This is a genomic window from Sphingomonas sp., from assembly GCF_036388435.1.
Taxonomy (GTDB): Bacteria; Pseudomonadota; Alphaproteobacteria; order Sphingomonadales; family Sphingomonadaceae; genus Sphingomonas.
This window is the reverse complement of record NZ_DASVRV010000025.1, coordinates 42,568-63,684: the sequence shown is the minus strand read 5'-3', so window position 1 is coordinate 63,684 and position 21,117 is coordinate 42,568. Positions and strand designations below refer to the sequence as shown.

At 68.8% G+C, this 21,117-nt stretch carries 23 protein-coding genes; 13 read left to right on the top strand and 10 right to left on the bottom strand.

Annotated features, from left to right (window positions below; translation table 11 throughout):
• Nucleotides 1–23 precede the first annotated feature (23 nt).
• Genes ppsR through VF592_RS05990 form a run of 6 tightly spaced genes read left to right on the top strand, consistent with a single transcriptional unit; the run spans nucleotide 24 to nucleotide 5,708 of the window.
• On the top strand, nucleotides 24–1,460 hold the full coding sequence (gene ppsR / locus VF592_RS06015; RefSeq protein WP_331004709.1) for a transcriptional regulator PpsR: 1,437 nt from the start codon (nucleotides 24–26) through the stop codon (nucleotides 1,458–1,460).
• Between the two features lie 58 nt (nucleotides 1,461–1,518).
• Nucleotides 1,519–2,427 carry a chlorophyll synthase ChlG gene (gene chlG / locus VF592_RS06010; protein WP_331004708.1) on the top strand — a complete coding sequence of 303 codons (909 nt, stop codon included), beginning with the start codon at nucleotides 1,519–1,521 and terminating at the stop codon, nucleotides 2,425–2,427.
• Nucleotides 2,424–3,734 (top strand): BCD family MFS transporter, encoded by a 1,311-nt coding sequence (locus VF592_RS06005; protein WP_331004707.1) that lies wholly within the window; start codon nucleotides 2,424–2,426, stop codon nucleotides 3,732–3,734. The genes chlG and VF592_RS06005 overlap by 4 nt, the downstream gene beginning before the upstream one ends.
• Nucleotides 3,731–4,945, top strand: a complete 1,215-nt coding sequence (locus VF592_RS06000) for a geranylgeranyl diphosphate reductase (protein WP_331004706.1) — start codon at nucleotides 3,731–3,733, stop codon at nucleotides 4,943–4,945. Before VF592_RS06005 ends, VF592_RS06000 begins: the two co-directional genes overlap by 4 nt.
• Nucleotides 4,942–5,424: a TspO/MBR family protein gene (locus tag VF592_RS05995; protein WP_414714162.1), complete on the top strand. Its 483-nt coding sequence runs from the start codon at nucleotides 4,942–4,944 to the stop codon at nucleotides 5,422–5,424. The genes VF592_RS06000 and VF592_RS05995 overlap by 4 nt, the downstream gene beginning before the upstream one ends.
• 23 nt (nucleotides 5,425–5,447) lie before the next feature.
• Nucleotides 5,448–5,708 carry a hypothetical protein gene (locus VF592_RS05990; protein WP_331004705.1) on the top strand — a complete coding sequence of 87 codons (261 nt, stop codon included), beginning with the start codon at nucleotides 5,448–5,450 and terminating at the stop codon, nucleotides 5,706–5,708.
• Between the two features lie 27 nt (nucleotides 5,709–5,735).
• On the opposite strand, the gene VF592_RS05985 is transcribed toward VF592_RS05990, so the two are convergent.
• Nucleotides 5,736–6,392: a cytochrome c family protein gene (locus VF592_RS05985; RefSeq protein ID WP_331004704.1), complete on the bottom strand. Its 657-nt coding sequence runs from the start codon at nucleotides 6,390–6,392 to the stop codon at nucleotides 5,736–5,738.
• A gap of 311 nt (nucleotides 6,393–6,703) precedes the next feature.
• Between VF592_RS05985 and yghU the strand changes: the two genes are divergently transcribed.
• On the top strand, nucleotides 6,704–7,588 hold the full coding sequence (gene yghU / locus VF592_RS05980; protein ID WP_331004703.1) for a glutathione-dependent disulfide-bond oxidoreductase: 885 nt from the start codon (nucleotides 6,704–6,706) through the stop codon (nucleotides 7,586–7,588).
• The gene (locus VF592_RS05975) at nucleotides 7,585–8,208 is read left to right on the top strand and encodes a glutathione S-transferase (RefSeq protein ID WP_331004702.1); all 624 of its coding nucleotides are present in this window, start codon (nucleotides 7,585–7,587) and stop codon (nucleotides 8,206–8,208) included. The genes yghU and VF592_RS05975 overlap by 4 nt, the downstream gene beginning before the upstream one ends.
• A gap of 8 nt (nucleotides 8,209–8,216) precedes the next feature.
• Here the strand turns inward: VF592_RS05975 and VF592_RS05970 are convergent, their stop codons facing one another.
• Nucleotides 8,217–8,393 (bottom strand): hypothetical protein, encoded by a 177-nt coding sequence (locus VF592_RS05970; RefSeq protein WP_331004701.1) that lies wholly within the window; start codon nucleotides 8,391–8,393, stop codon nucleotides 8,217–8,219.
• A gap of 70 nt (nucleotides 8,394–8,463) precedes the next feature.
• On the opposite strand from VF592_RS05970, the gene VF592_RS05965 reads away from it, so the two are divergent.
• From VF592_RS05965 to VF592_RS05955, 3 genes are all read left to right on the top strand, one after another.
• Nucleotides 8,464–9,759, top strand: a complete 1,296-nt coding sequence (locus VF592_RS05965; RefSeq protein ID WP_331004700.1) for an Hsp70 family protein — start codon at nucleotides 8,464–8,466, stop codon at nucleotides 9,757–9,759.
• Between the two features lie 53 nt (nucleotides 9,760–9,812).
• Nucleotides 9,813–10,598 (top strand): DUF1206 domain-containing protein, encoded by a 786-nt coding sequence (locus VF592_RS05960; RefSeq protein WP_331004699.1) that lies wholly within the window; start codon nucleotides 9,813–9,815, stop codon nucleotides 10,596–10,598.
• A gap of 224 nt (nucleotides 10,599–10,822) precedes the next feature.
• Nucleotides 10,823–12,427 (top strand): sodium/sugar symporter, encoded by a 1,605-nt coding sequence (locus tag VF592_RS05955; RefSeq protein WP_331004698.1) that lies wholly within the window; start codon nucleotides 10,823–10,825, stop codon nucleotides 12,425–12,427.
• Here the strand turns inward: VF592_RS05955 and VF592_RS05950 are convergent.
• Nucleotides 12,409–13,248: an RNA methyltransferase gene (locus VF592_RS05950; protein ID WP_331004697.1), complete on the bottom strand. Its 840-nt coding sequence runs from the start codon at nucleotides 13,246–13,248 to the stop codon at nucleotides 12,409–12,411. The two genes, VF592_RS05955 and VF592_RS05950, sit on opposite strands and share 19 nt — an antisense overlap.
• Nucleotides 13,249–13,360: 112 nt before the next feature.
• On the opposite strand from VF592_RS05950, the gene VF592_RS05945 reads away from it, so the two are divergent.
• Together VF592_RS05945 and VF592_RS05940 are read left to right on the top strand one after the other, a co-directional pair.
• Nucleotides 13,361–13,576, top strand: coding sequence for a hypothetical protein (locus tag VF592_RS05945; protein WP_331004696.1), 216 nt, complete (start codon nucleotides 13,361–13,363; stop codon nucleotides 13,574–13,576).
• A gap of 56 nt (nucleotides 13,577–13,632) precedes the next feature.
• Nucleotides 13,633–14,361 carry a DUF72 domain-containing protein gene (locus VF592_RS05940; RefSeq protein ID WP_331004695.1) on the top strand — a complete coding sequence of 243 codons (729 nt, stop codon included), beginning with the start codon at nucleotides 13,633–13,635 and terminating at the stop codon, nucleotides 14,359–14,361.
• A 6-nt stretch (nucleotides 14,362–14,367) separates the two neighbouring features.
• Here VF592_RS05940 and VF592_RS05935 read toward each other — a convergent pair whose 3' ends face one another.
• The 7 genes from VF592_RS05935 to uvrB form a co-directional block, all read right to left on the bottom strand.
• On the bottom strand, nucleotides 14,368–15,180 hold the full coding sequence (locus VF592_RS05935) for a transglutaminase-like domain-containing protein (RefSeq protein WP_331004694.1): 813 nt from the start codon (nucleotides 15,178–15,180) through the stop codon (nucleotides 14,368–14,370).
• A gap of 11 nt (nucleotides 15,181–15,191) precedes the next feature.
• On the bottom strand, nucleotides 15,192–16,319 hold the full coding sequence (locus VF592_RS05930) for a zinc-binding dehydrogenase (protein WP_331004693.1): 1,128 nt from the start codon (nucleotides 16,317–16,319) through the stop codon (nucleotides 15,192–15,194).
• Between the two features lie 65 nt (nucleotides 16,320–16,384).
• Nucleotides 16,385–16,750, bottom strand: coding sequence for a ribonuclease HI family protein (locus VF592_RS05925; RefSeq protein ID WP_331004692.1), 366 nt, complete (start codon nucleotides 16,748–16,750; stop codon nucleotides 16,385–16,387).
• Between the two features lie 43 nt (nucleotides 16,751–16,793).
• Nucleotides 16,794–18,089: a family 1 glycosylhydrolase gene (locus VF592_RS05920; protein WP_331004691.1), complete on the bottom strand. Its 1,296-nt coding sequence runs from the start codon at nucleotides 18,087–18,089 to the stop codon at nucleotides 16,794–16,796.
• Between the two features lie 70 nt (nucleotides 18,090–18,159).
• Complete coding sequence (locus VF592_RS05915) at nucleotides 18,160–18,477, bottom strand: HigA family addiction module antitoxin (RefSeq protein ID WP_331004690.1); 318 nt, start codon at nucleotides 18,475–18,477, stop codon at nucleotides 18,160–18,162.
• Entirely contained in the window at nucleotides 18,452–18,733 is a 282-nt protein-coding gene (locus VF592_RS05910) for a type II toxin-antitoxin system RelE/ParE family toxin (RefSeq protein WP_331004689.1), read from the bottom strand. The genes VF592_RS05915 and VF592_RS05910 overlap by 26 nt, the downstream gene beginning before the upstream one ends.
• Nucleotides 18,734–18,837: 104 nt before the next feature.
• Nucleotides 18,838–21,036, bottom strand: coding sequence for an excinuclease ABC subunit UvrB (uvrB, locus tag VF592_RS05905; protein WP_331004688.1), 2,199 nt, complete (start codon nucleotides 21,034–21,036; stop codon nucleotides 18,838–18,840).
• Nucleotides 21,037–21,117 lie beyond the last annotated feature (81 nt).

The following is a 21,117-nucleotide window of genomic DNA, read 5'->3' as shown; positions in this document are numbered from 1 at the left end:
TTGCTGGAGCGCGACGCTCGTCGATGAACAAGCCCATTACCCTGTCCCGGAAAGCGGCGTTCGCGCGGCCCGACGCCTTGCCGGGGCAGCTGTCCGCCGGCGTCGCGGCGGCATTGCTGGCGGCGGTCGGCGATGTCGCGTTCATTCTCTCGGCCCAGGGCGCCATCCTGGACGTGGCCGTGTCGCACGGCGACCTTGTCGGGCATGGTTTCGCCGACTGGATCGGCCAGGCATGGTCGGATACGGTCACGGCCGACAGCCGGTCGAAGGTCGGCGAGATGCTTGCCGAGGCGACACGGCCCGGCGCCGCGCCGCGCTGGCGCCAGGTCAACCATCCGGCGGCGGGCGACGACGTGCCCGTGCGCTACCTGGTGATGACGCTCGGCGAGGGCGATCGGCTGATCGCGATCGGCCGGGATATGCGCGGTGCGGCGGCGATGCAGCAGCGGCTGTTGCAGACCCAGCAGTCGCTCGAACGCGACTATATGCGGCTGCGTCAGACGGAGAGCCGCTACCGCCTGTTGTTCGACATGACATCCGAACCGGTGCTGATCGTCGATGCGGAGACGCGCCGCATCCGCGAAGCCAACCCGGCCGCGCATCGTCTGCTCGATGCGGCCGACGGCGCGTTGATCGGCGATCCGGTCCACGCGATCGTCGACCGGCGCGATCGCGACGATTTCATCGCCTATCTGGGCGGCGCGGAGGTCGCCGACGACCGGCCGGCGGTGACGTTGCGACTGGGCAACGGACGCGGCGAAGCGGCGTTGTCGGCGCGTCTGTTTCGTCAGGCGCGTACCGCGCTGCTGCTGGTGCGGGTGACGGCGTCGCCGGGCGCGGTTTCCGACCGTCACCGCCATGACGCGGTGCTGGGGGAAGTGGTCGAGCGGATGCCCGACGCGTTCGTGCTGGTGGATCGCGACCTCAAGATCCTGACCGCCAACGCCGCCTTTGTCGAACTGGCCGAGATGCCGTCGATCGACCGGGTGAACGGTGAGCGGCTGGCGAATTGGCTCGGTCGTCCCGGCATCGACCTGGAACTCATCATGACGCAGTTGCGCGAGCACGGATCGGTTCGCAACGTCGCCACCATCCTGCGCGGGTCTGCCGGTGCCGAGGAGGAGGTCGAGATGTCGGGCGTGGTCGCGCCGATGGCCGGCAGCGATTGTTACGGCTTCACCATCCGATCGGTCGGCCGCCGCTTGCGCGACGCGCCGGCGGTCACCCGCGACGTGCCGCGTTCGGTCGAACAACTGACCGAGCTGGTCGGGCGGATGTCGCTGAAGGAGATCGTCCGCGAATCGACGGACCTGATCGAGCGGCTCTGTATCGAGGCGGCGCTCGCCTATACCTCGGACAATCGCGCCTCGGCGGCCGAGGTCCTGGGCGTCAGCCGCCAGAGCCTGTATTCCAAGCTCCACCGCCATGGTCTGGGCAATCTGATGCCGGGCGACAATTAAGGTCGGCGCACCGTCAATTTGGTTTGACGCCCCCGAGTGTCAGCCTTAGCTTTCACCTATGGACCGATCGACCGCATCCAGACGCGTCGCGCCATTTCCGTCTCCTCGCGATGTGCTGGAACTTTTGAAGCCGATCACCTGGTTTCCGCCGATCTGGGCGTTCGGGTGCGGCGTGGTCTCGTCGGGCGTGCCGATCGCCGAGCGCTGGCCGTTCCTGATCGCCGGCGTGTTGCTGACCGGTCCGCTGGTGTGCGGGACGAGTCAGGCCGTCAACGACTGGTTCGACCGGCATGTCGATGCCATCAACGAGCCGAACCGGCCGATCCCGTCGGGTCGGATAGCCGGTCATTGGGGGCTGGCGATTGCGATCACCGGCACGCTGCTGTCGCTCGCCGTCGCCGGGATCACCGGGCCCTGGGTGTTCGCCGCGACCTGTCTGGGCCTGGCCTGCGCCTGGGGCTACAGCGCGCCGCCGTTCCGGTTCAAGGCCAGCGGCATCGTCGGGCCCGCGGTGGTCGCGCTGACCTATGAGGGGCTGACCTGGTTCACCGGGGCCGCGGTGATGGCGGCGGCGTTGCCCCCCGCGCCGGTGCTGATCGTGCTGGCGCTGTACAGTTTCGGCGCCCACGGGATCATGACGCTGAACGATTTCAAGGCGGTCGAGGGCGATCGCGCCACCGGGCTGCGCTCGCTGCCCGTCGTGCTGGGCGTCGGCCCGGCCGCCCGACTGGCGTGCGGCGTGATGGCCGCGCCGCAGATCGTCGTGGTCGTGTTGCTGGCGATATGGGGGCACGCGATCGTCGCCGGGGTCGTCGCCGCGTTGCTGGTCGGCCAGATCATCCTGATGCGCCGGCTTCTCGGCGACCCGCTCGCGCATACCCCCTGGTACAACGCGACCGGCACGACGCTTTATGTCCTCGGCATGCTCGCGTCCGCGTTCGGGCTCGGCGGGGTGGCGGGCCTGTGAAACCGCTCGGCTGGTTCGGCATCGTCCGCCTGGGGCTGGTGCAGAGCGCGATCGGGGCGATCGTCATGCTGGCGACGTCGCTGCTGAACCGGGTGATGGTGGTCGAATATGCGCTGCCCGCCGCGCTGCCGGCCGGACTGGTGGCGTGGCATTATGCCGTTCAGCTGTCGCGTCCGGCCTGGGGCCATGGCTCCGACCGTGGACGGCGGCGGACGCCGTGGATCATCATGGGCATGGGCATTCTGGCGCTCGGCGCCCTGCTGGCGGTCGACGCACTCAGCCTGCTCGCCGGGCGATCGGCATGGGGGTTCGCGCTGGCCGTCCTGGCGTTCGCGATGATCGGCGGCGGGGTCGGTGCGGCGGGCACGTCGTTGCTGGCGCTGCTCGCGACCCGCGTCGCGCCCGAACGACGCGCGGCGGCGGCGTCGATCACCTGGATCATGATGATCGCGGGGATCGTCCTGAGCGCGGGTATCGCCGGCGCGCTGATCGATCCCTTCTCGCTGTCCCGGCTGGCGATCGTCGCGGGCGGCGTCGCCGGCGTGGCGTTGCTGGTCGCTATCCTCGCGGTGTGGGGCGTCGAGGGCACCGCGCCCGCGCCGCCCGTGCCGGTCCGCGACGCTGCGCCCGTTCCCGCGTTCCGCGATGCCCTGCGCGACATGTGGGCGGACGGCGACGCGCGCCGGTTCACGGCGTTCGTGTTCCTGTCGATGCTCGCTTATTCGATGCAGGACCTGATCCTGGAGCCGTTCGCGGGCCTGGTCTTCGCCTTCACGCCCGGCCAATCGACCCAGCTGTCCGGCCTGCAGCACGCCGGTGTGCTCGCGGGCATGATCCTCGTCGGCATCGGCGGCAGTGCGTTCGGTACGCGCGGCGCGGGCAGCTTGCGACGCTGGATCGTCGGTGGCTGCCTCGGCTCGGCGGTGGCGCTCGGCGGCCTCGCCCTCGCCGCGCGCGCCGGGCCGGGCTGGCCGCTGGCTGCCAACATCGTGCTGCTGGGGTTCGCCAACGGCGTCTTCGCGGTCGCCGCGATCGGCGCGATGATGGGCCTGGCCGGCGAGGATCGGGGGCGCGAGGGTATCCGCATGGGGGTGTGGGGCGCGGCGCAGGCGATCGCGTTCGGGCTCGGCGGACTGATCGGCGCGGTCGGGGTCGATGTCGGCCGCGCGCTGATCGGATCGACGACCGAGACCTTCACGATCGTGTTCGGCGCGGAGGCGCTGCTGTTCCTCGCCGCCGCGTCGGTCGCGTTGTGCGGCGGCGTGCGCGCCACCGGACAGCGGTTCGTCGCGCGGGCGTCGGCATGACCGCCTATGACTGCGTCGTCGTCGGTGGCGGACCGTCGGGAGCCACGGCCGCGACCGATCTGGCGGCGGCGGGACACAGCGTCCTGCTGCTCGACCGGGCGGGACGGATCAAGCCGTGCGGCGGCGCGATCCCGCCCCAGCTGATCCGCGACTTCGCCATCCCCGATCACCTGATCGTCGGACGCGCGGTCGCGGCGCGGATGATCGGGCCCTCCAACGCCGCGGTCGACATGCCGGTCGATCGGGCGGGCGGGGGTGGTTTCGTCGGCATGGTCGATCGCCAGAGCTTCGACGAATGGCTGCGGGCGCGTGCCGCCGCGAGCGGCGCGGTGCGCGGCACCGGCGCTTTCGACCGGATCGAGCGTGACGGGGACGGCGGTGCGGTCGTGGTCTACACCGACGCGCGTGGCGGGCGGGAACACCGGGTGCGCGCACGGTGCGTGATCGGCGCCGACGGCGCGCGGTCGCGCGTCGCGCGGGCGACGCTGGCCGGCGCCGACGGGATGCCGTGCGTGTTCGCCTATCACGAGGTGATCCGATCGCCCGGCTCCGGTGACGGGTCGCGCGATGACGTGGACCATGGCGGCTTCGATCGCGGGCGCTGCGACGTCTTCTACCAGGGAACGCTGTCGCCCGATTTCTACGCCTGGATCTTTCCGCACGGCGACACCGCGAGTGTCGGGGTCGGCAGCGCCAACAAGGGCTTCAATCTGCGCGAGGCCGTCGCCCGCCTGCGCACGCGCGAGGGGCTGGGCGGCTGCGAGACGATCCGGCGCGAGGGTGCGCCGATCCCGCTCAAGCCCTTGCGCCGATGGGACAATGGACGCGACGTGATCGTCACCGGCGACGCCGCCGGGGTGGTCGCTCCGGCGTCGGGCGAGGGCATCTATTATGCGATGGTCGCGGGGCGGGAGGTGGCGACGGCGGTCGGCGCCTTTCTGGTGTCGCGCGATCCCCGGGCGCTCCGCGGAGCCCGCCGCGCCTTCATGCGGGCGCATGGTCGGGTGTTCTGGATTCTTGGGATCATGCAGCATTTCTGGTATCGCAACGATCGGCGCCGCGAGCGCTTCGTGACGATGTGCAAGGACCGCGACGTGCAGAACCTGATCTGGCCGGCCTATATGAACAAGCGGCTGGTCTATGCGCGGCCGCTTGCATATCTGCGTATCTTCCTGAAAGATATGCGCCACTTGCTGCAGACCGCCGGGTGACCCGCGCTTCGCTGTTTCCGGTCCTCATCGCCGGCCTGATCGCCGTGATGGTCGCGGTGATGGGCGCGACGATCACCGATATCGGCCCCTGGTATCGCAACCTCGCCCAACCGCGCTGGGCGCCGCCCGACGCGACGTACGGCGTCGCCTGGACGGTGATCTACGCGTTGACGGCATTGGCCGGCGTCACCGGCTGGCTGGCGATGCCGCGCTGGAGCGAGCGCGAGTGGCTGCTCGGCCTGTTCGCGCTGAACGGCTTTCTCAACATCCTGTGGAGCCTGTTGTTCTTCCGGCTGCATCGTCCGGACTGGGCGCTGGTCGAGGTGCTGGGGCTGTGGCTGTCGGTGGTGCTGTTGATCGTCTTCGTCTGGCGCCGGTCGATGACGGGGGCGGTGCTGCTGGTTCCCTATCTGTTGTGGGTCACCTTCGCGGGCTATCTCAACATGACGATCGTGCGGCTGAACGGATCCTTTTCCTGAATCCGGCGGCGGTCGACCGTGCGATGACCTGGCTGTTCGCCAGCGGTCATGCGGTCGATATCGTGCTGGCGGTGCTCGTGGCCGAACTGGGGTGGCTGGTCGCGCGACGCGGGTGGCCTATACCCTACGCCCTGTTGCGGCTCGGCCCCGGCGCGTTGATGCTCGCGGCGCTACGGGCCGCCTTGGTCGACCTGGACTGGTACTGGATCGCGCTGCCCTTGCTGCTGTCGTTTCCGGTCCACCTCGTCGACCTGGCGCGCGGAACTACCCGGCCCGACGGCTGACACCGCCGGGCCGGGTCTGTCGGTGGTTCAGGAATTCGTCTGCAGATAGGCGATCACGTTGGCCCGCTTCTGCGGATCGGACATGCCGGCATAGGTCATCTTCGTGCCCGGCACGATCCGTTGCGGCTTTTCGAGATACTGGAACAGCTTTTCGGGCGTCCAGGTGATGCCGCTGTTCTTGTTCGCGGGGGAATAGGTATAGCCCGCGATCGTACCGGCCGTGCGGCCGACGACCGCGTGCAGCGACGGCCCGATCTTGTTCACGCCGGCCTCGACCGCATGACAGGTCTGGCACGTCAGGAAGTCGACTTTCCCCTTGGCCGCATCGCCGGTGTAGCTGGCATATTTCACCCCACTGATCGTATCGACATTATCGACCGCGGGCGCAGCGGCGGCGGCGGGCGCCGCGGCCGGTGCGGTGGTGGTGGACGCGACCTCGGTGCCGGTCGTGGTCGTGGTCGTGGCTGCCGTCGTGTCGGCCTCGTCGGCTTTCTTCGAACAGGCCGTCAACGCCAGCGTGGAAACCGCCAGGCACAAAGTCAGTTTTCCAAAACGAGTCGTCGATACCAAATGCATCATCTGCTCCTCTCCGCTGCTGAACCGGTCAAGCGCCGATACTTTCTGCTCGCAGCACGGGCTTGTCCAATGATCTTTACAGACTTCACCATCAAGGCAAATGTACATATCAGCGGCGAAATTGTTCCGGCAAGGACATGATCGGCGGACTCGAACGACAGATGTCTGATCGACACGGCGTCCGGCCGCGTCGCGGGGCCGATTTTGCCGCGGCATCGAACGCGCGGGCTGCTGAGCCGCACCAAGCGCGAGTGGCGCATCGATCGTACACTTCGCCTGTCCGGGCGACCGGGCGGGGGCACATGGTGTGAGATCGCACCGAGCAGCGAGGGAAGGCTGTGTCCGCTTCGTCGATCCACGGCGTTGACCCTGGCCTCCGCCGGGCGCACCGACAGCTCCATCACCAAGGGAATCCGACCATGGCCGACGACTATACGCCCCCCGATATCTGGAGGTGGAACAAGCAGGCGGGCGGGCGCTTCGCCGCCATCAACCGCCCGGTCGCGGGCGCGACGCACGACAAGGAGCTGCCCGTCGGCCGGCATCCGCTCCAGCTTTATTCGCTCGGCACCCCCAATGGGGTGAAGGTGACGGTGATGCTCGAAGAGCTGCTCGCCGCCGGTCACGCCGGCGCCGAATACGACGCCTGGCTGATCCGCATCCAGGACGGCGACCAGTTCGGCAGCGGCTTCGTCGCGGCCAACCCCAATTCGAAGATCCCGGCGCTGGTCGACCGCGGCGGGTCCGAACCGGTGCGGGTGTTCGAATCGGGCGCGATCCTGCTGTATCTGGCGGAGAAGTTCGGCGCCTTCCTGCCGAGCGGGGGCGCGGCGCGCGCGGAATGCCTGTCCTGGCTGTTCTGGCAGATGGGCAGCGCGCCCTATCTGGGCGGCGGCTTCGGCCATTTCTACGCCTATGCGCCCGTGAAGATCGAATATGCGATCGACCGCTTCGCGATGGAGGTGAAGCGCCAGCTCGACGTGCTCGACCGGCGGCTGGCGGAACACGAATATCTGGGCGGGGCCGATTACACGATCGCCGACATCGCCAACTGGCCCTGGTACGGCGCGATGGCCAAGGGGCTGCTCTACGAGGGCGGCGATTTCCTGCAGGTCCATGAATATGCCCATGTGAATCGCTGGGCGGACCTGATCGGTGCGCGGGAGGCGGTGAAGCGCGGGCGGATGGTCAACCGGGTCATGGGCGATCCCGCGAGCCAGCTCCACGAGCGCCACGACCCGAGCGATTTCGACCTGCGGACGCAGGACAAGCTCGCCGCGCCCGAGGGGAAGTCCGCGACATGAGCATGACGCTGTACGACAGCCGCCGCGCCCCCAATCCGCGCCGCGTCCGCTGGTTCATGGCGGAGAAGGGGATCGAGGACATCGCGCTGGTGGAGGTCGACATCTTCGCGGGCGATCACCGCGCGCCCGATTATGTTGCGCGCGCCGGGCTGCCCAACGTCCCCGCGCTCGACCTGGGCGACGGCACGACGATCACCGAATCGGTCGCGATCTGCCGCTACCTCGAAAGCGTCTATCCCGAGCCCAACATGTTCGGCCGCGACGCCAGGGAGGTCGCGGTGATCGAGATGTGGACGCGGCGGGCGGAGATGATGCTGTCCACGCCGCTGATGATGGCGGTCCGCCACGGCCATCCCGCACTCGCCGCAATCGAGACGCAGGTGCCCGCGATCGCGGCGCGCAACCGCGAGGGTGCGGAGCACGCGCTGGCGGTGTTCGACCGGCGGCTGGGCGAAACACCGTTCATCGCCGGCGAGCGGGTGATGATGGCCGACATCGTCGCGATCACCGGGCTCGACTTCTCGCGCATGGTGAAGTTCCGGCCGGCCGAGGAACTGGCCAACGTCGCGCGCTGGGCTGCGGCGATGCGCGAACGCCCGGCGGCCCAGGCGGGGGTCTGAGCGGGGCGTTAGAAGGCGATCACCTGCCGCACCGCCTTGCCGGCCGCCGCGATCCGCACGCACACCTCGCCCCGACCGGGCGGGACGAGCGTCGGTTCCTCGACGACCAGCGGCCGCGACGCGGCGAAGGGGGCGGGGCGGCCGATGTCGCGCGGGACGGCGGCGCTGACGGTCCGTCGGGGCATGACGGCGACCTAGCGGTCGTGCGAGGGGGTGGCACTTGGCCGCTACCGATGATCGGGACCTGTTCGGCGAATGGACGACATGCGCATGAGCCGGGTGGCCGGCCTGGATTTCGGGACGACCAACAGCGTCGCCGCCATCGCCGACGATAGCGGTGGCGGCGGCCCACCGCGGCTGGTCCGGCTCGGCGTGGACGAGGTCTTCCGGTCGGCGCTGTGCTTCTGGCACGACGAGGATGTGCGCGGCGGGCTGGCGGTCGAGGCGGGACCCGCCGCAATCCGCGAATATCTGGAATATCCCACCAACAGCCGCTTTCTCCAGTCGTTCAAGTCGGTCGCGGCGAGCCCGTCCTTCGACACCGCGTCGGTATTCGAGAAGCGCTTCCGGTTCGAGGAGCTGGGTCGGCTGTTCCTGGACAAGCTCGTCGGGCATGCCGGCGGGGCGCTCGACCGGCTCGACCGCCTGGTCGTCGGCCGGCCGGTCGAATATGCGGGCGCCCGGCCCGACGCCGCGCTCGCCCGCCGGCGCTACGACGCGATGTTCGCCGGCTTCGCCCGCGAGGTGCATTACGTCTTCGAGCCCCTGGCCGCCGCGTTCAGCTATGCGTCGCGGCTGACCGAGGCCGCGACGATCCTGGTCGCGGATTTCGGCGGCGGCACCAGCGACTTCTCCGTCGTCCGCGTCGGAGCGCTGGGCGCGGCGGGGCGCTGCGTGCCGCTCGGCCATGCGGGGATCGGGCTGGCGGGAGACCGGTTCGACCAGCGCATCGTCGACCGGCTGGTGCTGCCGATGCTGGGCAAGGGCGGGCTTTATCGGTCGTTCGACAAGCTGCTGGAAATACCCGGCGGCTATTTCGCGGAGTTCGCCGACTGGTCCAGGCTGGCGCTGATGCGCAATCGCCGGACGCTGGGCGAGCTCGACCGGCTGCGCCGGAGCGCGGTCGACCCGCAAGCGATCGCGCGGATGATCGCGATGATCGAGAACGAGCTCGGCTTTCCGCTCTACGACGCGGTCGGGCGGCTCAAGCGCAGCCTGTCAGAGCGCGACGCGGCCGACTTCCGTTTCTCGGGAGCGGGGGTCGAGATCGAGGCGCCGGTGACGCGGGCCGAGTTCGAGGCGTGGATCGCCCCCGACATCGCCCGCATCGCCGCCACCGTCGACGGCGCGCTGGCGAATGCGGGGGTAGGGGAGGGCGCGATCGACCGCGTGTTCCTGACGGGCGGCAGCTCGCTGGTGCCGGCGGTGCGATCGGTGTTCACGGCGCGCTTCGGCCAGGATCGGATCATTGCGGGCGGCGAGCTGACCTCGATCGCGCACGGCCTGGCGCTGATCGCGCAGGAGGAGGCGGCGGACGCCTGGAGCGCCTGACCCGGAACGATGCGCCCGCGAAACGGTTGATCGGCATTCGGAGAAAATCGACCATGCCAAGTCCCAAATTGCTGGAACCCGCCGCGCGCCTGGGCTTCGCCGCGCGCGGCGTGCTGTACATGGCGGTGGGCTATCTGACGCTCCGGCTGGGCCGGACGTCGGACAATGGCGACGCCCTGTCGTTCATCGAGGGCGCGGGCGGCCGGATCGTCCTCGCCATCATGGCTTTGGGCTTTCTCGCCTATGGATTGTGGCGCCTGTCCGAGGCGGCGATCGACAGCGAGGGGCATGGATCGGACGCGAAGGGCGTCGCCAAGCGCGTGGGCGGCGCGGTGTCGGGGGTCGTCCACCTCGCGCTCGCGCTGGTCGCGGTGCGCCTGATCACCGGCACGGGAGGCGGCGGCGGCGATGTCGCGGAACGCGGCGCCTCGGCCGCCCTGTCCTTTCCCGGCGGGGCGGCGGCGTTGCTCCTGGTCGCCGCCGTGCTGCTGGGCGTCGGGGTGTATCAGCTGGTCAGCGCGGTGAAGCTCGGCTTCCTGAAGCATCTCGATCCGCAGGCGGCGCGGCAGCCCTGGGCCGCCTGGGTCGGTCGCGCGGGTTATCTGGCGCGCGGGACGGTGTTCGTGCTCGTCGCGCTGTTCACCTGGCGGGCCGGCCGGGAGAGCCAGTCCTCCCAGGCGGGCGGGACCGAACAGGCGCTCGACGCTATGCCCGAATGGCTGCGGCTGCTGGTGGCCGCGGGCTTCGTGATGTTCGGCATCTTCAGCCTGGTCGAGGCGCGCTACCGCCGGATCAACGACCCCGACGTTCTCGCGCGATTGCGTCGCACCGTAGCCTGACGCGGCTCCTCACGCGCCGGCCCCCGGCCGCTCGCGCCGGCGGTCGCCGACCGGCGGGCGGAAGCGGTCGAAATGCGGCTCGAATTGCGTGATCTCGCCCGGGCGCTCCGCTCGATCGATCATGCAGCCTCCACGTTCCGCGATGCTGGACAGGCGAGCGCAATAGGATAACTCGAATCCCGAAGCCACGAGCGCGCGCATCGTGTCGATAGGGGGTGTCGTCGATGGGCTTGTCCGGGCTCGATCTGGCCGTGGTGGTCGCCTATGCGATCGGCATCTTCGCGCTGGCGCAATGGGTGTCACGCGACAAGGCGGGTCACCAGAAGGACACGTCCGACTATTTCCTGGCGTCCAAGTCGCTCCCCTGGTGGGCGATCGGCACGTCGTTGATCGCGGCCAACATCTCCGCCGAACAGATCGTCGGCATGGCCGGGTCGGGCTACGCCGTCGGGCTGGCCATCGCCTCCTATGAGTGGATGGCGGCGCTGACGCTGCTGATCGTCGGCAAATATTTCCTGCCGATCTTCCTGCGCAACGAGATCTACACGATGCCGCAGTTCCTGGAACAGCGGTACGGCCCCTCCATCCGCACGCTGATGGCGGTATTCTGGCTCGCGCTCTACATCTTCGTGAACCTCACCTCGATCATCTGGCTGGGGTCGATCGCGGTCAACCAGGTGGCGGGCGTCGACCAGGACGTCGCGCTGATCGGGCTGGGCGTGTTCGCGCTGCTCTACCAGATCAAGGGCGGGCTCAAGGCGGTCGCCCTGACCGACATCGTCCAGGTCACGCTGCTGGTGATGGGCGGGCTGATCGTGTCGGGGCTGACGCTGAACGAGATCGGCGGCGATCGGGGCGTGCTCGCGGGCTTCGGGGTGCTCGCCGACCGCGTGCCCGAGAAGTTCGACATGATCCTGTCGCCCGACAACCCCTTCTACAAGGACCTGCCGGGGCTGTCGGTGCTGATCGGCGGGATGTGGATCGCCAATCTGAGCTATTGGGGGTTCAACCAGTATATCATCCAGCGCGCGCTGGCGGCCAAGAACCTGGCCGAGGCGCAGAAGGGCGTGGTGTTCGCGGCCTATCTGAAGCTGCTGATGCCCGTCATCATCGTGCTGCCGGGCATCGCGGCGGTGGTGCTCGCCCCCGATCTCGCCAAGCCCGACCAGGCCTATCCGACGATGATGCGCTATCTGCCCTCGGGACTGCTGGGGCTCGTCTTCTCCGCGCTGGTCGCCGCGATCATCGCGTCGACCGCGTCCAAGATCAATTCGATCGCGACCATCTTCACGCTCGACCTCTACGCCAAGGCCAGGGGCCTGCCCACGCGCGCGGAGGACCGGCGCGGCGCCGACATCCGCGCGGCGAGCGAAAAGCATCTGGTGCTGGTCGGGCGGATCGCGGCGGCGGCGGCGATCGGCATCGCGATCCTCGCGGCGCGGCCGTTGATCGGCCAGTCGGACCAGGCGTTCCAGTTCATCCAGGAATTCTCGGGCTTCTTCACGCCGGGCATCACCGTCATCTTCCTGCTGGGCCTGTTCTGGAAGCGCGCGAGCGAGCCGGGCGCGATCGCCGCCGCGGTGGCGTCGGTGGTGCTGAGCTATCTGTTCCGGCAGTTCGCGCCCGACATTCCCTTCATGAACCGCATGGGGCTGGTGTTCCTGATCAGCCTGGCGCTGGCGATCGCGATCTCGCTCGCGCGGCCGGCGGGGGCGGAGGCGAACCGTATCCGTACCGACGATGTCGGCTTCGGGACGCCGATGGGGTTCAACATCGCGAGCATCGGCGTCGTGCTGATCCTGATCGCGCTCTACGCGACCTGGTGGTGATCCGCGCCCCGTGAGGGGGCGCGGCCGGTCGCGAGGTGATGCGCGACGATGCCGCTCGTCGTCGCGACGTTGAGGGAGTCGAACCCGTCCGCCATCGCGATCCTCACGCTGGTCGCGCGGCCCAGCAGGTCGGGCGACAGGCCCGGCCCCTCCGCCCCCAGCAGCACGGCGTTGCGCGGCTCCGGCCTGAACGCCGACAAGGGCAGCGCACCCGCCGGGCTGAGCGCGACCGGCGCGAAGTCGTGGCGTTCGAGCAGCGCGAGCGGGTCCTCCCCGCGACCGATGCGCGCAAAGGGGACGAGGAGGGCGGCGCCCACCGACACGCGGATCGCCTTGCGGTAGAGCGGGTCGCAGCAATCGGCGTCGAGCAGCACCGCCCGTATCCCGAAGGCGGCGGCGTTGCGGAAGATGCCACCCATATTGTCATGATTGGCGATGGCCGACAGCAGCAGCACGTCGGCGTCCCCCCTCAGCCCCGCGAGCAGCGTGTCGGCCGTCGGGCGCTCAGGCCGGCGCCCGATCGCCAGGATACCCCGGTGAAGCGGGAAGCCCGCGACCGCGTCCATTACGGGCTGCCCCGCCGCGAAGACGGGCACGTCGTCCGCCAGCCGCGCGAGCAGCGGCGCCAGCGCGGGGAGGCGCTTGGCCGCGACCAGCAGCGACAGCGGACGAAAGACGATGCTGTCGACCAGCTTCTCCAGCACCACCTTGCCCTCCGCCACGAACAGGCCGTCGCGGCCCACCAGGTCGCGTTCGCGAATGTCGCGATACGCTTCGATCCGCGGATCGCCGGGGTCGTCGACGGTAATGATGGTCGGCATCGGGTTCCTCCTCGCGTCGGGACGGGCGGGAAGCCTTAGGCGCTGGAGCGGCCGCGCGCGACCATGGCCATGCGCCCGCGCCCGATTGCGGTCGGGCGCGGGCGGGCGTAGAGTGACCCCATATCGTCGCTTCGCGGAGATCGTGATGACCAAGTTCAAGCTCATCGGCGCGGCGCTCGCGCTGACCCTTTCGACCGCCGCCGGCGCGGTGGCGGCGGATTGCTGCGCCGACATGGCGTGCTGCAAGGAAGGCGCGGATTGCTGCGACCGTGCCCGGGACGAGGCCGGCGTCGATGCCGGCCATCCGGTGGCGGCGCCTCAGGGCTGAGAGGACGCAGGGGAGCGGGCGACGATCCTCGCGCCCCCGCCCGGATCGGCGATGAGGTGAGCGTGGCGCCCGACATCATCGTGGCGACGGCGGGCTGGTCGATCCCGTCCGCCTGCGCGCCCGACTTCCCCGGCGAGGGGTCGCATCTGGAGCGCTATGCGCGCGTGTTGCCGGGGGTCGAGATCAATTCCTCCTTCTACCGGCCGCACCGGCTCGCCACTTGGCGGCGCTGGGCCGACGCGGTGCCGCCTGCCTTCCGCTTCGCGGTCAAGCTGCCGGGAGCGATCACCCACCAGCGCCGCCTGGTCGGCGCGGAGGAACCGCTCGACGCCTTTGCGGCCGAGACGGCGGAACTGGGCGGGAAGCTGAACGTGGTGCTGGTCCAGCTGCCCCCGAGCCTCGCCTTCGACGCGGCGGTGGCGGACGCGTTCTTCGCCGCGTTGCGCGCGCGGGTGTCCGCGAGCCTCGCCTGCGAGCCGCGCCACCCCAGCTGGTTCACCGACCAGGCGGAGGCCTGTCTCGCCGGCCGGCGCGTCGCGCGTGTCGCGGCGCATCCGCTGGTCGCGCCGGGCGCCGAACGGCCCGGCGGGTGGGCGGGGCTGTGCTATCACCGGCTCCACGGTGCGCCGCGCGTCTACCACTCGCCCTATGACGAGGACGCGTTGCGGGCGCTGGCCGGGACGCTTCGCGCCGAAGGGGGCCGGCGCTGGTGCGTGTTCGACAACACCGCGTCGGGCGCGGCCACCGCCAACGCGATCGGGATGCGCGGGCTGCTCGGCGGCTGACTCGGTTCAGCCACTCCCGCCCGACAGCGCGTCGAGCGCCGCGAAGATATGCGCGCGCAGGCCCGGGTCGCGCGTCACCTCCAGCATCGCGCTCAGGCTTGACCGCGCATCGCCGACATCGCCGCGCACCAGCTCCAGCCGTGCCCGCTCCCACCAGGCGTGCCCGTTGGACGGCGCGACCTGCGTCATGCGGCGATACAGCGCCAGCGCGCGCTCGCCCTTGCCGCCCGCCTCCGCGCGCGTCGCCTGGTTCATCAGCAGCCGTACCAGGATCGACCGGTTGGACAGTGGCGCCAGATGCTCCGACGCGGGCGAGGCGCCGGGGCCGAGCATCCGCACCAACAGCGCGGCGAGCTGCGCCGGATCGACCACCGCGCCCGCGTTGAAAGGATCGATCAGCACCGACTCGCTCGCCGTCCCGATCCGCACCAGCACATGGCCCGGCGTGTTGAGCGCGTCGGCCGCCCAGCCCATCCGGCGGGCGGCCGCCACGTAGAGGATTGCCAGGCTGACCGGCAGCCCCTGGCGACGGTCGATCACGCGGATCAGGTCGGCATTGCCCGGATCGTCATAGCTGTCCCGGTCGCCGGTGAAACCGAACTCGCCGCCGACGACCCCGGCCAACACCGCCGCCCGCTCCCCGGCTGAACCCGCCGCGCCGCCGCGCATCACCAGCCGTTCGGTGATCTCGCCCAGCAGGTCGATATAGGGGTCGAGCGACACGCCAGGATGGTCGAGCGCCGCGATCTCCAGCGCGGCGGCGTCCACCGCGATCGCATCGTCTTCGACCAGGCCGAGATGCGCGATATCCTCTTCCACGGCCCGCTTCCTTATCGCGTCGGATCGATTAGGTATTTCTCGCCCGTCGCCTTGCGCTGATAGGCGGTGAGGATGTGGGGATCGAGCGCCTCGGCCAGGCCGATCGTCGCGGTGTAGCGGCTGGCGAAAGTGGTGGTCAGCTCGTCCACGACGCGCCGGCGCATCCGCGCGGCGATCTCCGGCCCGGCCTTTTGCAGGAACGGGAACAACAGCCACCCCCCGACGCCCCACGCCATGCCGAAGGCGCGGTTGAGCACCGTCGGCCCCAGGTCGAGCGAGCCGTAGACGTAGACCTGCTTGAACACGGTCGATCCGTAACGGCTATACGCGCCGGCGGTGCGGTTCGCCGCTGTCTCCATCGCGGTCAGGATCTGCCCGGCGAGCTTGCCCCCGCCGACCGCGTCGAAGCCGAGCGTCGCGCCCGTCGCGGCGACCGCGTCCGTGAGCTTTTCCTGAAAATCGGCGGCGCTGCTGTCGACCACCCAGGTCGCGCCGATGTCGCGCAGGATGGCGCCCTGCGCCGCGCCCCGGACGATGTTCACCAGCTCGATCCCGTCGGCGAGGCAGATGCGATTGAGCATCTGTCCCAGATTGGACGCGGCGGCGGTGTGGACGATGGCCTTGTGCCCCTCCAGCCGCATCGTCTCGACGAAACCGAGCGCGGTGAGCGGGTTGACGAACATCGAAGCGCCGTCGGCCGCGCTCGCGCCATCCGGCAGCGGAACGCAATCGCGCGCCGCGATCCGGCGATACTGCGCGTACATCGCCCCGCCGATCATTCCCACCTTGCGGTCCAGCAGGTGCGCGGCATTCGCGCCCGCCCGCACCACCGTCCCAGCCCCTTCATTGCCGACCGGCATCGACTCGCCGATCCGGGCCGCGACCATCGCCAGCCTTTGCTCGGGCACGTCGAAGGTCAGCGTCGGGCGGTCCGGTTCCTCGGTCGCACGCATCGTCGCCAGGTCGGCGGGGCCGAGCAGCAGCCCCAGGTCGGACGGGTTGATGGGCGCCGCCTCGATCCGCACCACGACCTCGTCGGGACCGGGCTCGGCGACCGCCACCTCCTCCAGCGACAGGGTGAGCCGCCCCTCGGCGGTGATGGTGGACCGCAGTTCCAGCCCGGTGGTCGCGTCGGCCATTATGATCATCCTCGTCATCTGTGGGTGCTCTGGGCCGGGGGCGGGGCGTGGGTCAATCCGCCTTTTCAGGCGTCGAGGCGTCGCGCCAGCGCGATCCCGGCCAGGTTCCTGGAGCGCGGCACCTGCTTCAACCGCCAGCGTGGGATCGCCGCGATCATATCCTGAAAGACCGCGAGATGGGGCTGCAAATGCGGGCTCCGGCAGCGCCAGCGCCCGCTCGCCTGCTCGACGACGAGGGTGGAGTCGCCGACGAACAGCATGTCGGCCGCCCCGTCCGCGACCGCCAGCTCGACCGCGTGGCGCAGCGCCAGCCACTCCGCCTCGCTGCTGTCACCGGGGCCCAGGTCCGTGCGGACATGCGTTCGGCCACGCAGGACGACCGCCGTCGCGATCGGGCCGGGATTGGGCCTGCAGCCGCCGTCGAAAAACACGGTGAGCCGATCGCGGTGAATCACGGCGGGGGCTGCTCGCCTCTCAGCCCGCGCTGGTCGACGGCGCGGTGTCGGGCTTGTGCCCCAGCCGCTCGCCCGCCACCGCGCGCTGGAGCTCGGCCCAGGGTTCGTCGGCCTCGTGCGGCGTCACCACGGGAACGGACAGGCACATGCTCTGTGTCGGCAATACGTCGCGCCAGTCGGCGATGAGCTGCTTGTAAGCGCGGCCGACCGCGCGGATGTTGCGGTCGAGATCGTAGAGGCCGAGCGGGTTCACGCGTTCGTTCTTCTCGCGCAGCGCCGTATCCCAGTCGACCTGGTCGGTCAGCGAGTACCAGGTGAAGCCGACGATCGGCGTGCCCGTGTTGCGGACGCGCAGCACGTTGGCCCATTGCTTCCACAGCCAGTCGACCGCCTCGGTGCCCAGCGGGCCTTCGGACATGTTGGTCTCGGTGTGCATCACCGGGAGCATGTAGCGGTCGTGATATTGGCGGGTGATCTCGTCGTAACCGAACACCTCGCCCGACGCGGTGGTCGACCCGTCGGCACGGACGCGGTGCTCGTTGGTGACGTAATAATCGTTGCCCAGGATCGAGTGCTGCTTCAGCCGATTGTCGAGGAAGAAGTGATATTCCTCGCGCGTCATGCCGTTGTCGAGCAGGTACTCGTACATCTCCGAGTCGACGCGGCGCCCGTAATTCAGGTCCAGGGTCAGGAAGCGTTGCGAGTTGAAGACTTCGGCATGTTTGATCGCCGCGGGGTTTTCCGCATGGAAATATTCGGACGACTCCGACTGGATGAAGATCGCGTCGGGCCGCGCCAGCAGGATGCCGCGCATCGCCAGCACGTTCGCCTTGACGATGTTCTTCAACGCGTTGACGAAGGTCCGGTCGGTCGTCCCCTGCTCGTTCCACCAGCCGTAACGCGCGGAAAAGGTCGCGCAGATGAACATCTCGTTGACCGGCGTGTAGAGCTGCACCCAGGGATAGCGCCGCGCGAATTCGCCGGCATAGACGCCGAACAGCGCAGGAAAATCGGGGTTCTGGAAATCGCCGATCCAGTCGGGAACGCCGAAATGGCACAGGTCGACGATCGGCACGATGTTGCGGCGCTTCAGCTCGGCGAAGGTCTCGTCGGAGAACGCCCAGTCGTAGCGGCCCTCGGCTGCCCAAGTCTTGTGGATGGGCGGGCCGTAGCGGAGATACTGGATCCCCATCTCCTCCACGAGCGCGAAATCCTCCCGCCAGCGGTCGTAGAAGCGGCACGATTCCATCTGGTCGACGCGCGTCCGGCCGCCGTCGATGGTCGGCACGCTGTTCTCGATACCCGTCGCGAACATGAAGGTGGCGGCGATGGTGGTTCTCCCGTTGCGCGTGGGGAACGCTTCTTAGCGCGCCGGGCTCCCGTGGCTAGGCCGCGCGCGGCAGGATGCGGTCGAGCTCGCCGTTCAATGTGCGCCTGGCCTCAAGCAACTCGTAGCTGTCCTGAAGGCGCATGAAGAACCCTTCGGACATCCGGAAATAGCGACCCAGGCGCAGATCGAGGTCCCCGTCGATCCGACGCGTTCCGTCCAGTAAAGTTGCAATGCGCGAAGCGGGCACATGCACCTCGCGCGCGAGGTCGTCGGCCGTCAGACCGAGCGGCTCCATGAACTCCAGCCACAGCATCTCGCCCGCGTGCGAGTTGTGCAGCCGGTCGGGGTCAGTGGTAATCGGTGATCTCGACACGCTCCGCGCCTCCATCGCGCCAAATGAAGCATATACGCCATTGCTTGTTGATGGAAACGCTATGCTGGCCCGCGCGATCATCCTTGAGCGCGTGGAGGCGACTGCCGGGCGGGTTACGGAGGTCGTCGAGCGACTCGGCCGCGTCGAGCAGCTTCAGCTTGTCGAGCGCGCGCGCCTGCATGTCGAACGGCAGCTTGCGGCTGCGCTGGCCATTCCAGATGCGTTCGGTTTCGGGGTCGTGCAAAGTTCGGATCATGACGGTCTCCTCGACCCTGCAGTGGCATAGTCGCAACCCCGTCGTTACCGCCGTCAGTACATCGGAATACTAGGCGACTGTTGTAGCGCGCCGCCCTACAACAGCTACCGTCCCCCAGCCCGCCGCCCCGCCCGGATTGCGCTCTGCTTGCCGTAGCGCGTCTTGCGCGTCCCCGGCTTGCCCTCGTTCGACCGGCCCATCATCGGCGCCTTCTGCTCGTGGGTCGGCAGCCCGAGCTCGTCATTCTCCAACTGGCGGATCTCGTCGCGTAACCGGCCCGCTTCCTCGAATTCCAGGTCGGACGCGGCTTTCCGCATCTTCTTTTCCAAGTCTTCGATGTACGCGCGCAGATTATGGCCGACCATGTGCGGGCGGTCCTCGTCGATGGGCACGGTGACCTGATCCCCGCTCGCGACATGGGCGATGATGTCGCCGATGTTACGGCGGATCGTCGTCGGCGTGATGCCATGTTCGAGGTTGTACGCTTCCTGCTTCTCGCGCCGCCGCCCGGTCTCGCGCATCGCGCGCTCCATCGACCCGGTGATACGGTCGGCATAGAGGATCACGCGCCCGTCGACGTTGCGCGCGGCGCGGCCGATCGTCTGGATCAGCGACGTCTCCGACCGCAGGAACCCCTCCTTGTCCGCGTCGAGGATCGCGACCAGCCCGCATTCGGGGATGTCCAATCCCTCGCGCAGCAGGTTGATGCCGATCAGCACGTCGTACACGCCCAGCCGCAGGTCGCGGATCAGCTCGATGCGCTCCAGCGTCTCGACGTCGCTATGCATGTAGCGGACCTTGATACCCGCCTCGTGCATGAACTCGGTCAGGTCCTCCGCCATGCGCTTGGTCAGCGTCGTGACGAGGGTGCGATAGCCGAGCGCGGTGGTCTTGCCCGCCTCGACGATCAGGTCCTGGACCTGTTCCTCGACGGGCTTGATCTCGATGGGCGGGTCGATCAGCCCGGTGGGGCGGATCACCTGTTCGGCGAAGACGCCCCCGGTCTGCTCCATCTCCCACGACCCCGGCGTCGCCGAGACATAGGTGGTCTGCGGCCGCATCGCGTCCCATTCGTTGAAGCGGAGCGGCCGGTTGTCGATCGCCGAGGGCAGGCGAAAGCCATATTCGGCCAGCGTCAGCTTGCGGCGGTGATCGCCTCGCGACATGCCGTTGATTTGGCCGATCGTCACATGGCTCTCGTCGACGAACAGCATCGCATTCTCGGGCAGATACTCGAACAGCGTCGGCGGCGGCTCGCCCGGCAGGCGCCCGGTCAGGAAGCGGCTGTAATTCTCGATTCCGTTGCAGCTGCCCGTCGCGGCGATCATCTCCAGGTCGAAATTCGTGCGCTGCTCCAGCCGCTGACGCTCGAGCAATTTGCCCTCGATCTCCAGCTCCTTGAGACGCTCGGTCAGTTCGTGGCGGATCGCCTCGGTCGCCTGCTTCATCGTCGGACCGGGGGTGACATAGTGCGAATTGGCGTACACGCGCACGGTGTTGAGCGTTGCGTTCTTCTTGCCGGTCAGCGGGTCGAATTCGACGATCTCCTCGATATCGTCGCCGAAGAAGGAAACGCGCCACGCCGAATCCTCGTAATGCGAAGGAAAGATCTCGAGCGTGTCGCCCTTGACGCGGAAATTGCCGCGCTGGAAGGCGGCATCGTTGCGCTTGTACTGGAGCGCGACGAGCTTCCTCACCACCTCGCGCTGGTCGACGCTCTGGCCCTTCTTCAGGTCGAAGATCATCGCTGAATAGGTCTCGACCGATCCGATGCCGTAGAGGCACGATACCGAGGCGACGATGATCACGTCGTCGCGTTCGAGCAGCGACCGCGTGGCCGAGTGGCGCATCCGGTCGATCGACTCGTTGATCGACGACTCCTTCTCGATGTACGTGTCCGACCGCGGCACATAGGCCTCGGGCTGATAGTAATCGTAATAGCTGACGAAATACTCGACCGCGTTGTCGGGGAAGAACGACTTGAACTCGCCGTAGAGCTGCGCCGCCAGGATCTTGTTGGGGGCAAGCACCAGCGCGGGGCGCTGCAATTCCTCGATCACCTTGGCGACGGTGAAGGTCTTGCCCGATCCGGTGACGCCGAGCAGCACCTGATCCTTCTCGCCCGCGCGCGCGGACTGGACGAGCTCGGCGATCGCGCCGGGCTGGTCGCCCGAGGGGGTGTATTCGGTGACCAGCTTGAAGTGCCGCCCGCCCTCCGCCTTGTCGGGGCGCGCGGGGCGGTGGGGGACGAAATCCTCGTTCGTCTCCGGCTCGGCGAGGCTGGTGCGGATCTGGATGGCCATGAGCGGGGATATGGGGTTTCGTTCCCCTTTCGTCACTAGCCCCGACGGGGGTGACGCGGCCCGAGCGGGACGTTAGGCTGA

Bases quoted from the DNA above. Each gene is read 5' to 3' on its own strand.
- VF592_RS05990 (WP_331004705.1), top strand. From the start codon at position 5,448: ATGACCTGGCTGTTCGCCAGCGGTCATGCGGTCGATATCGTGCTGGCG.
- VF592_RS06000 (WP_331004706.1), top strand. From the start codon at position 3,731: ATGACCGCCTATGACTGCGTCGTCGTCGGTGGCGGACCGTCGGGAGCC.
- VF592_RS05955 (WP_331004698.1), top strand. From the start codon at position 10,823: ATGGGCTTGTCCGGGCTCGATCTGGCCGTGGTGGTCGCCTATGCGATC.
- VF592_RS05975 (WP_331004702.1), top strand. From the start codon at position 7,585: ATGAGCATGACGCTGTACGACAGCCGCCGCGCCCCCAATCCGCGCCGC.
- VF592_RS05950 (WP_331004697.1), bottom strand. From the start codon at position 13,248: ATGCCGACCATCATTACCGTCGACGACCCCGGCGATCCGCGGATCGAA.
- VF592_RS05965 (WP_331004700.1), top strand. From the start codon at position 8,464: ATGGACGACATGCGCATGAGCCGGGTGGCCGGCCTGGATTTCGGGACG.
- chlG (WP_331004708.1), top strand. From the start codon at position 1,519: ATGGACCGATCGACCGCATCCAGACGCGTCGCGCCATTTCCGTCTCCT.
- VF592_RS05920 (WP_331004691.1), bottom strand. From the start codon at position 18,089: ATGTTCGCGACGGGTATCGAGAACAGCGTGCCGACCATCGACGGCGGC.
- ppsR (WP_331004709.1), top strand. From the start codon at position 24: ATGAACAAGCCCATTACCCTGTCCCGGAAAGCGGCGTTCGCGCGGCCC.
- VF592_RS05985 (WP_331004704.1), bottom strand. From the start codon at position 6,392: ATGTACATTTGCCTTGATGGTGAAGTCTGTAAAGATCATTGGACAAGC.
- VF592_RS05910 (WP_331004689.1), bottom strand. From the start codon at position 18,733: ATGATCCGAACTTTGCACGACCCCGAAACCGAACGCATCTGGAATGGC.
- VF592_RS05960 (WP_331004699.1), top strand. From the start codon at position 9,813: ATGCCAAGTCCCAAATTGCTGGAACCCGCCGCGCGCCTGGGCTTCGCC.
- yghU (WP_331004703.1), top strand. From the start codon at position 6,704: ATGGCCGACGACTATACGCCCCCCGATATCTGGAGGTGGAACAAGCAG.
- VF592_RS05930 (WP_331004693.1), bottom strand. From the start codon at position 16,319: ATGGCCGACGCGACCACCGGGCTGGAACTGCGGTCCACCATCACCGCC.
- VF592_RS05970 (WP_331004701.1), bottom strand. From the start codon at position 8,393: ATGCCCCGACGGACCGTCAGCGCCGCCGTCCCGCGCGACATCGGCCGC.
- uvrB (WP_331004688.1), bottom strand. From the start codon at position 21,036: ATGGCCATCCAGATCCGCACCAGCCTCGCCGAGCCGGAGACGAACGAG.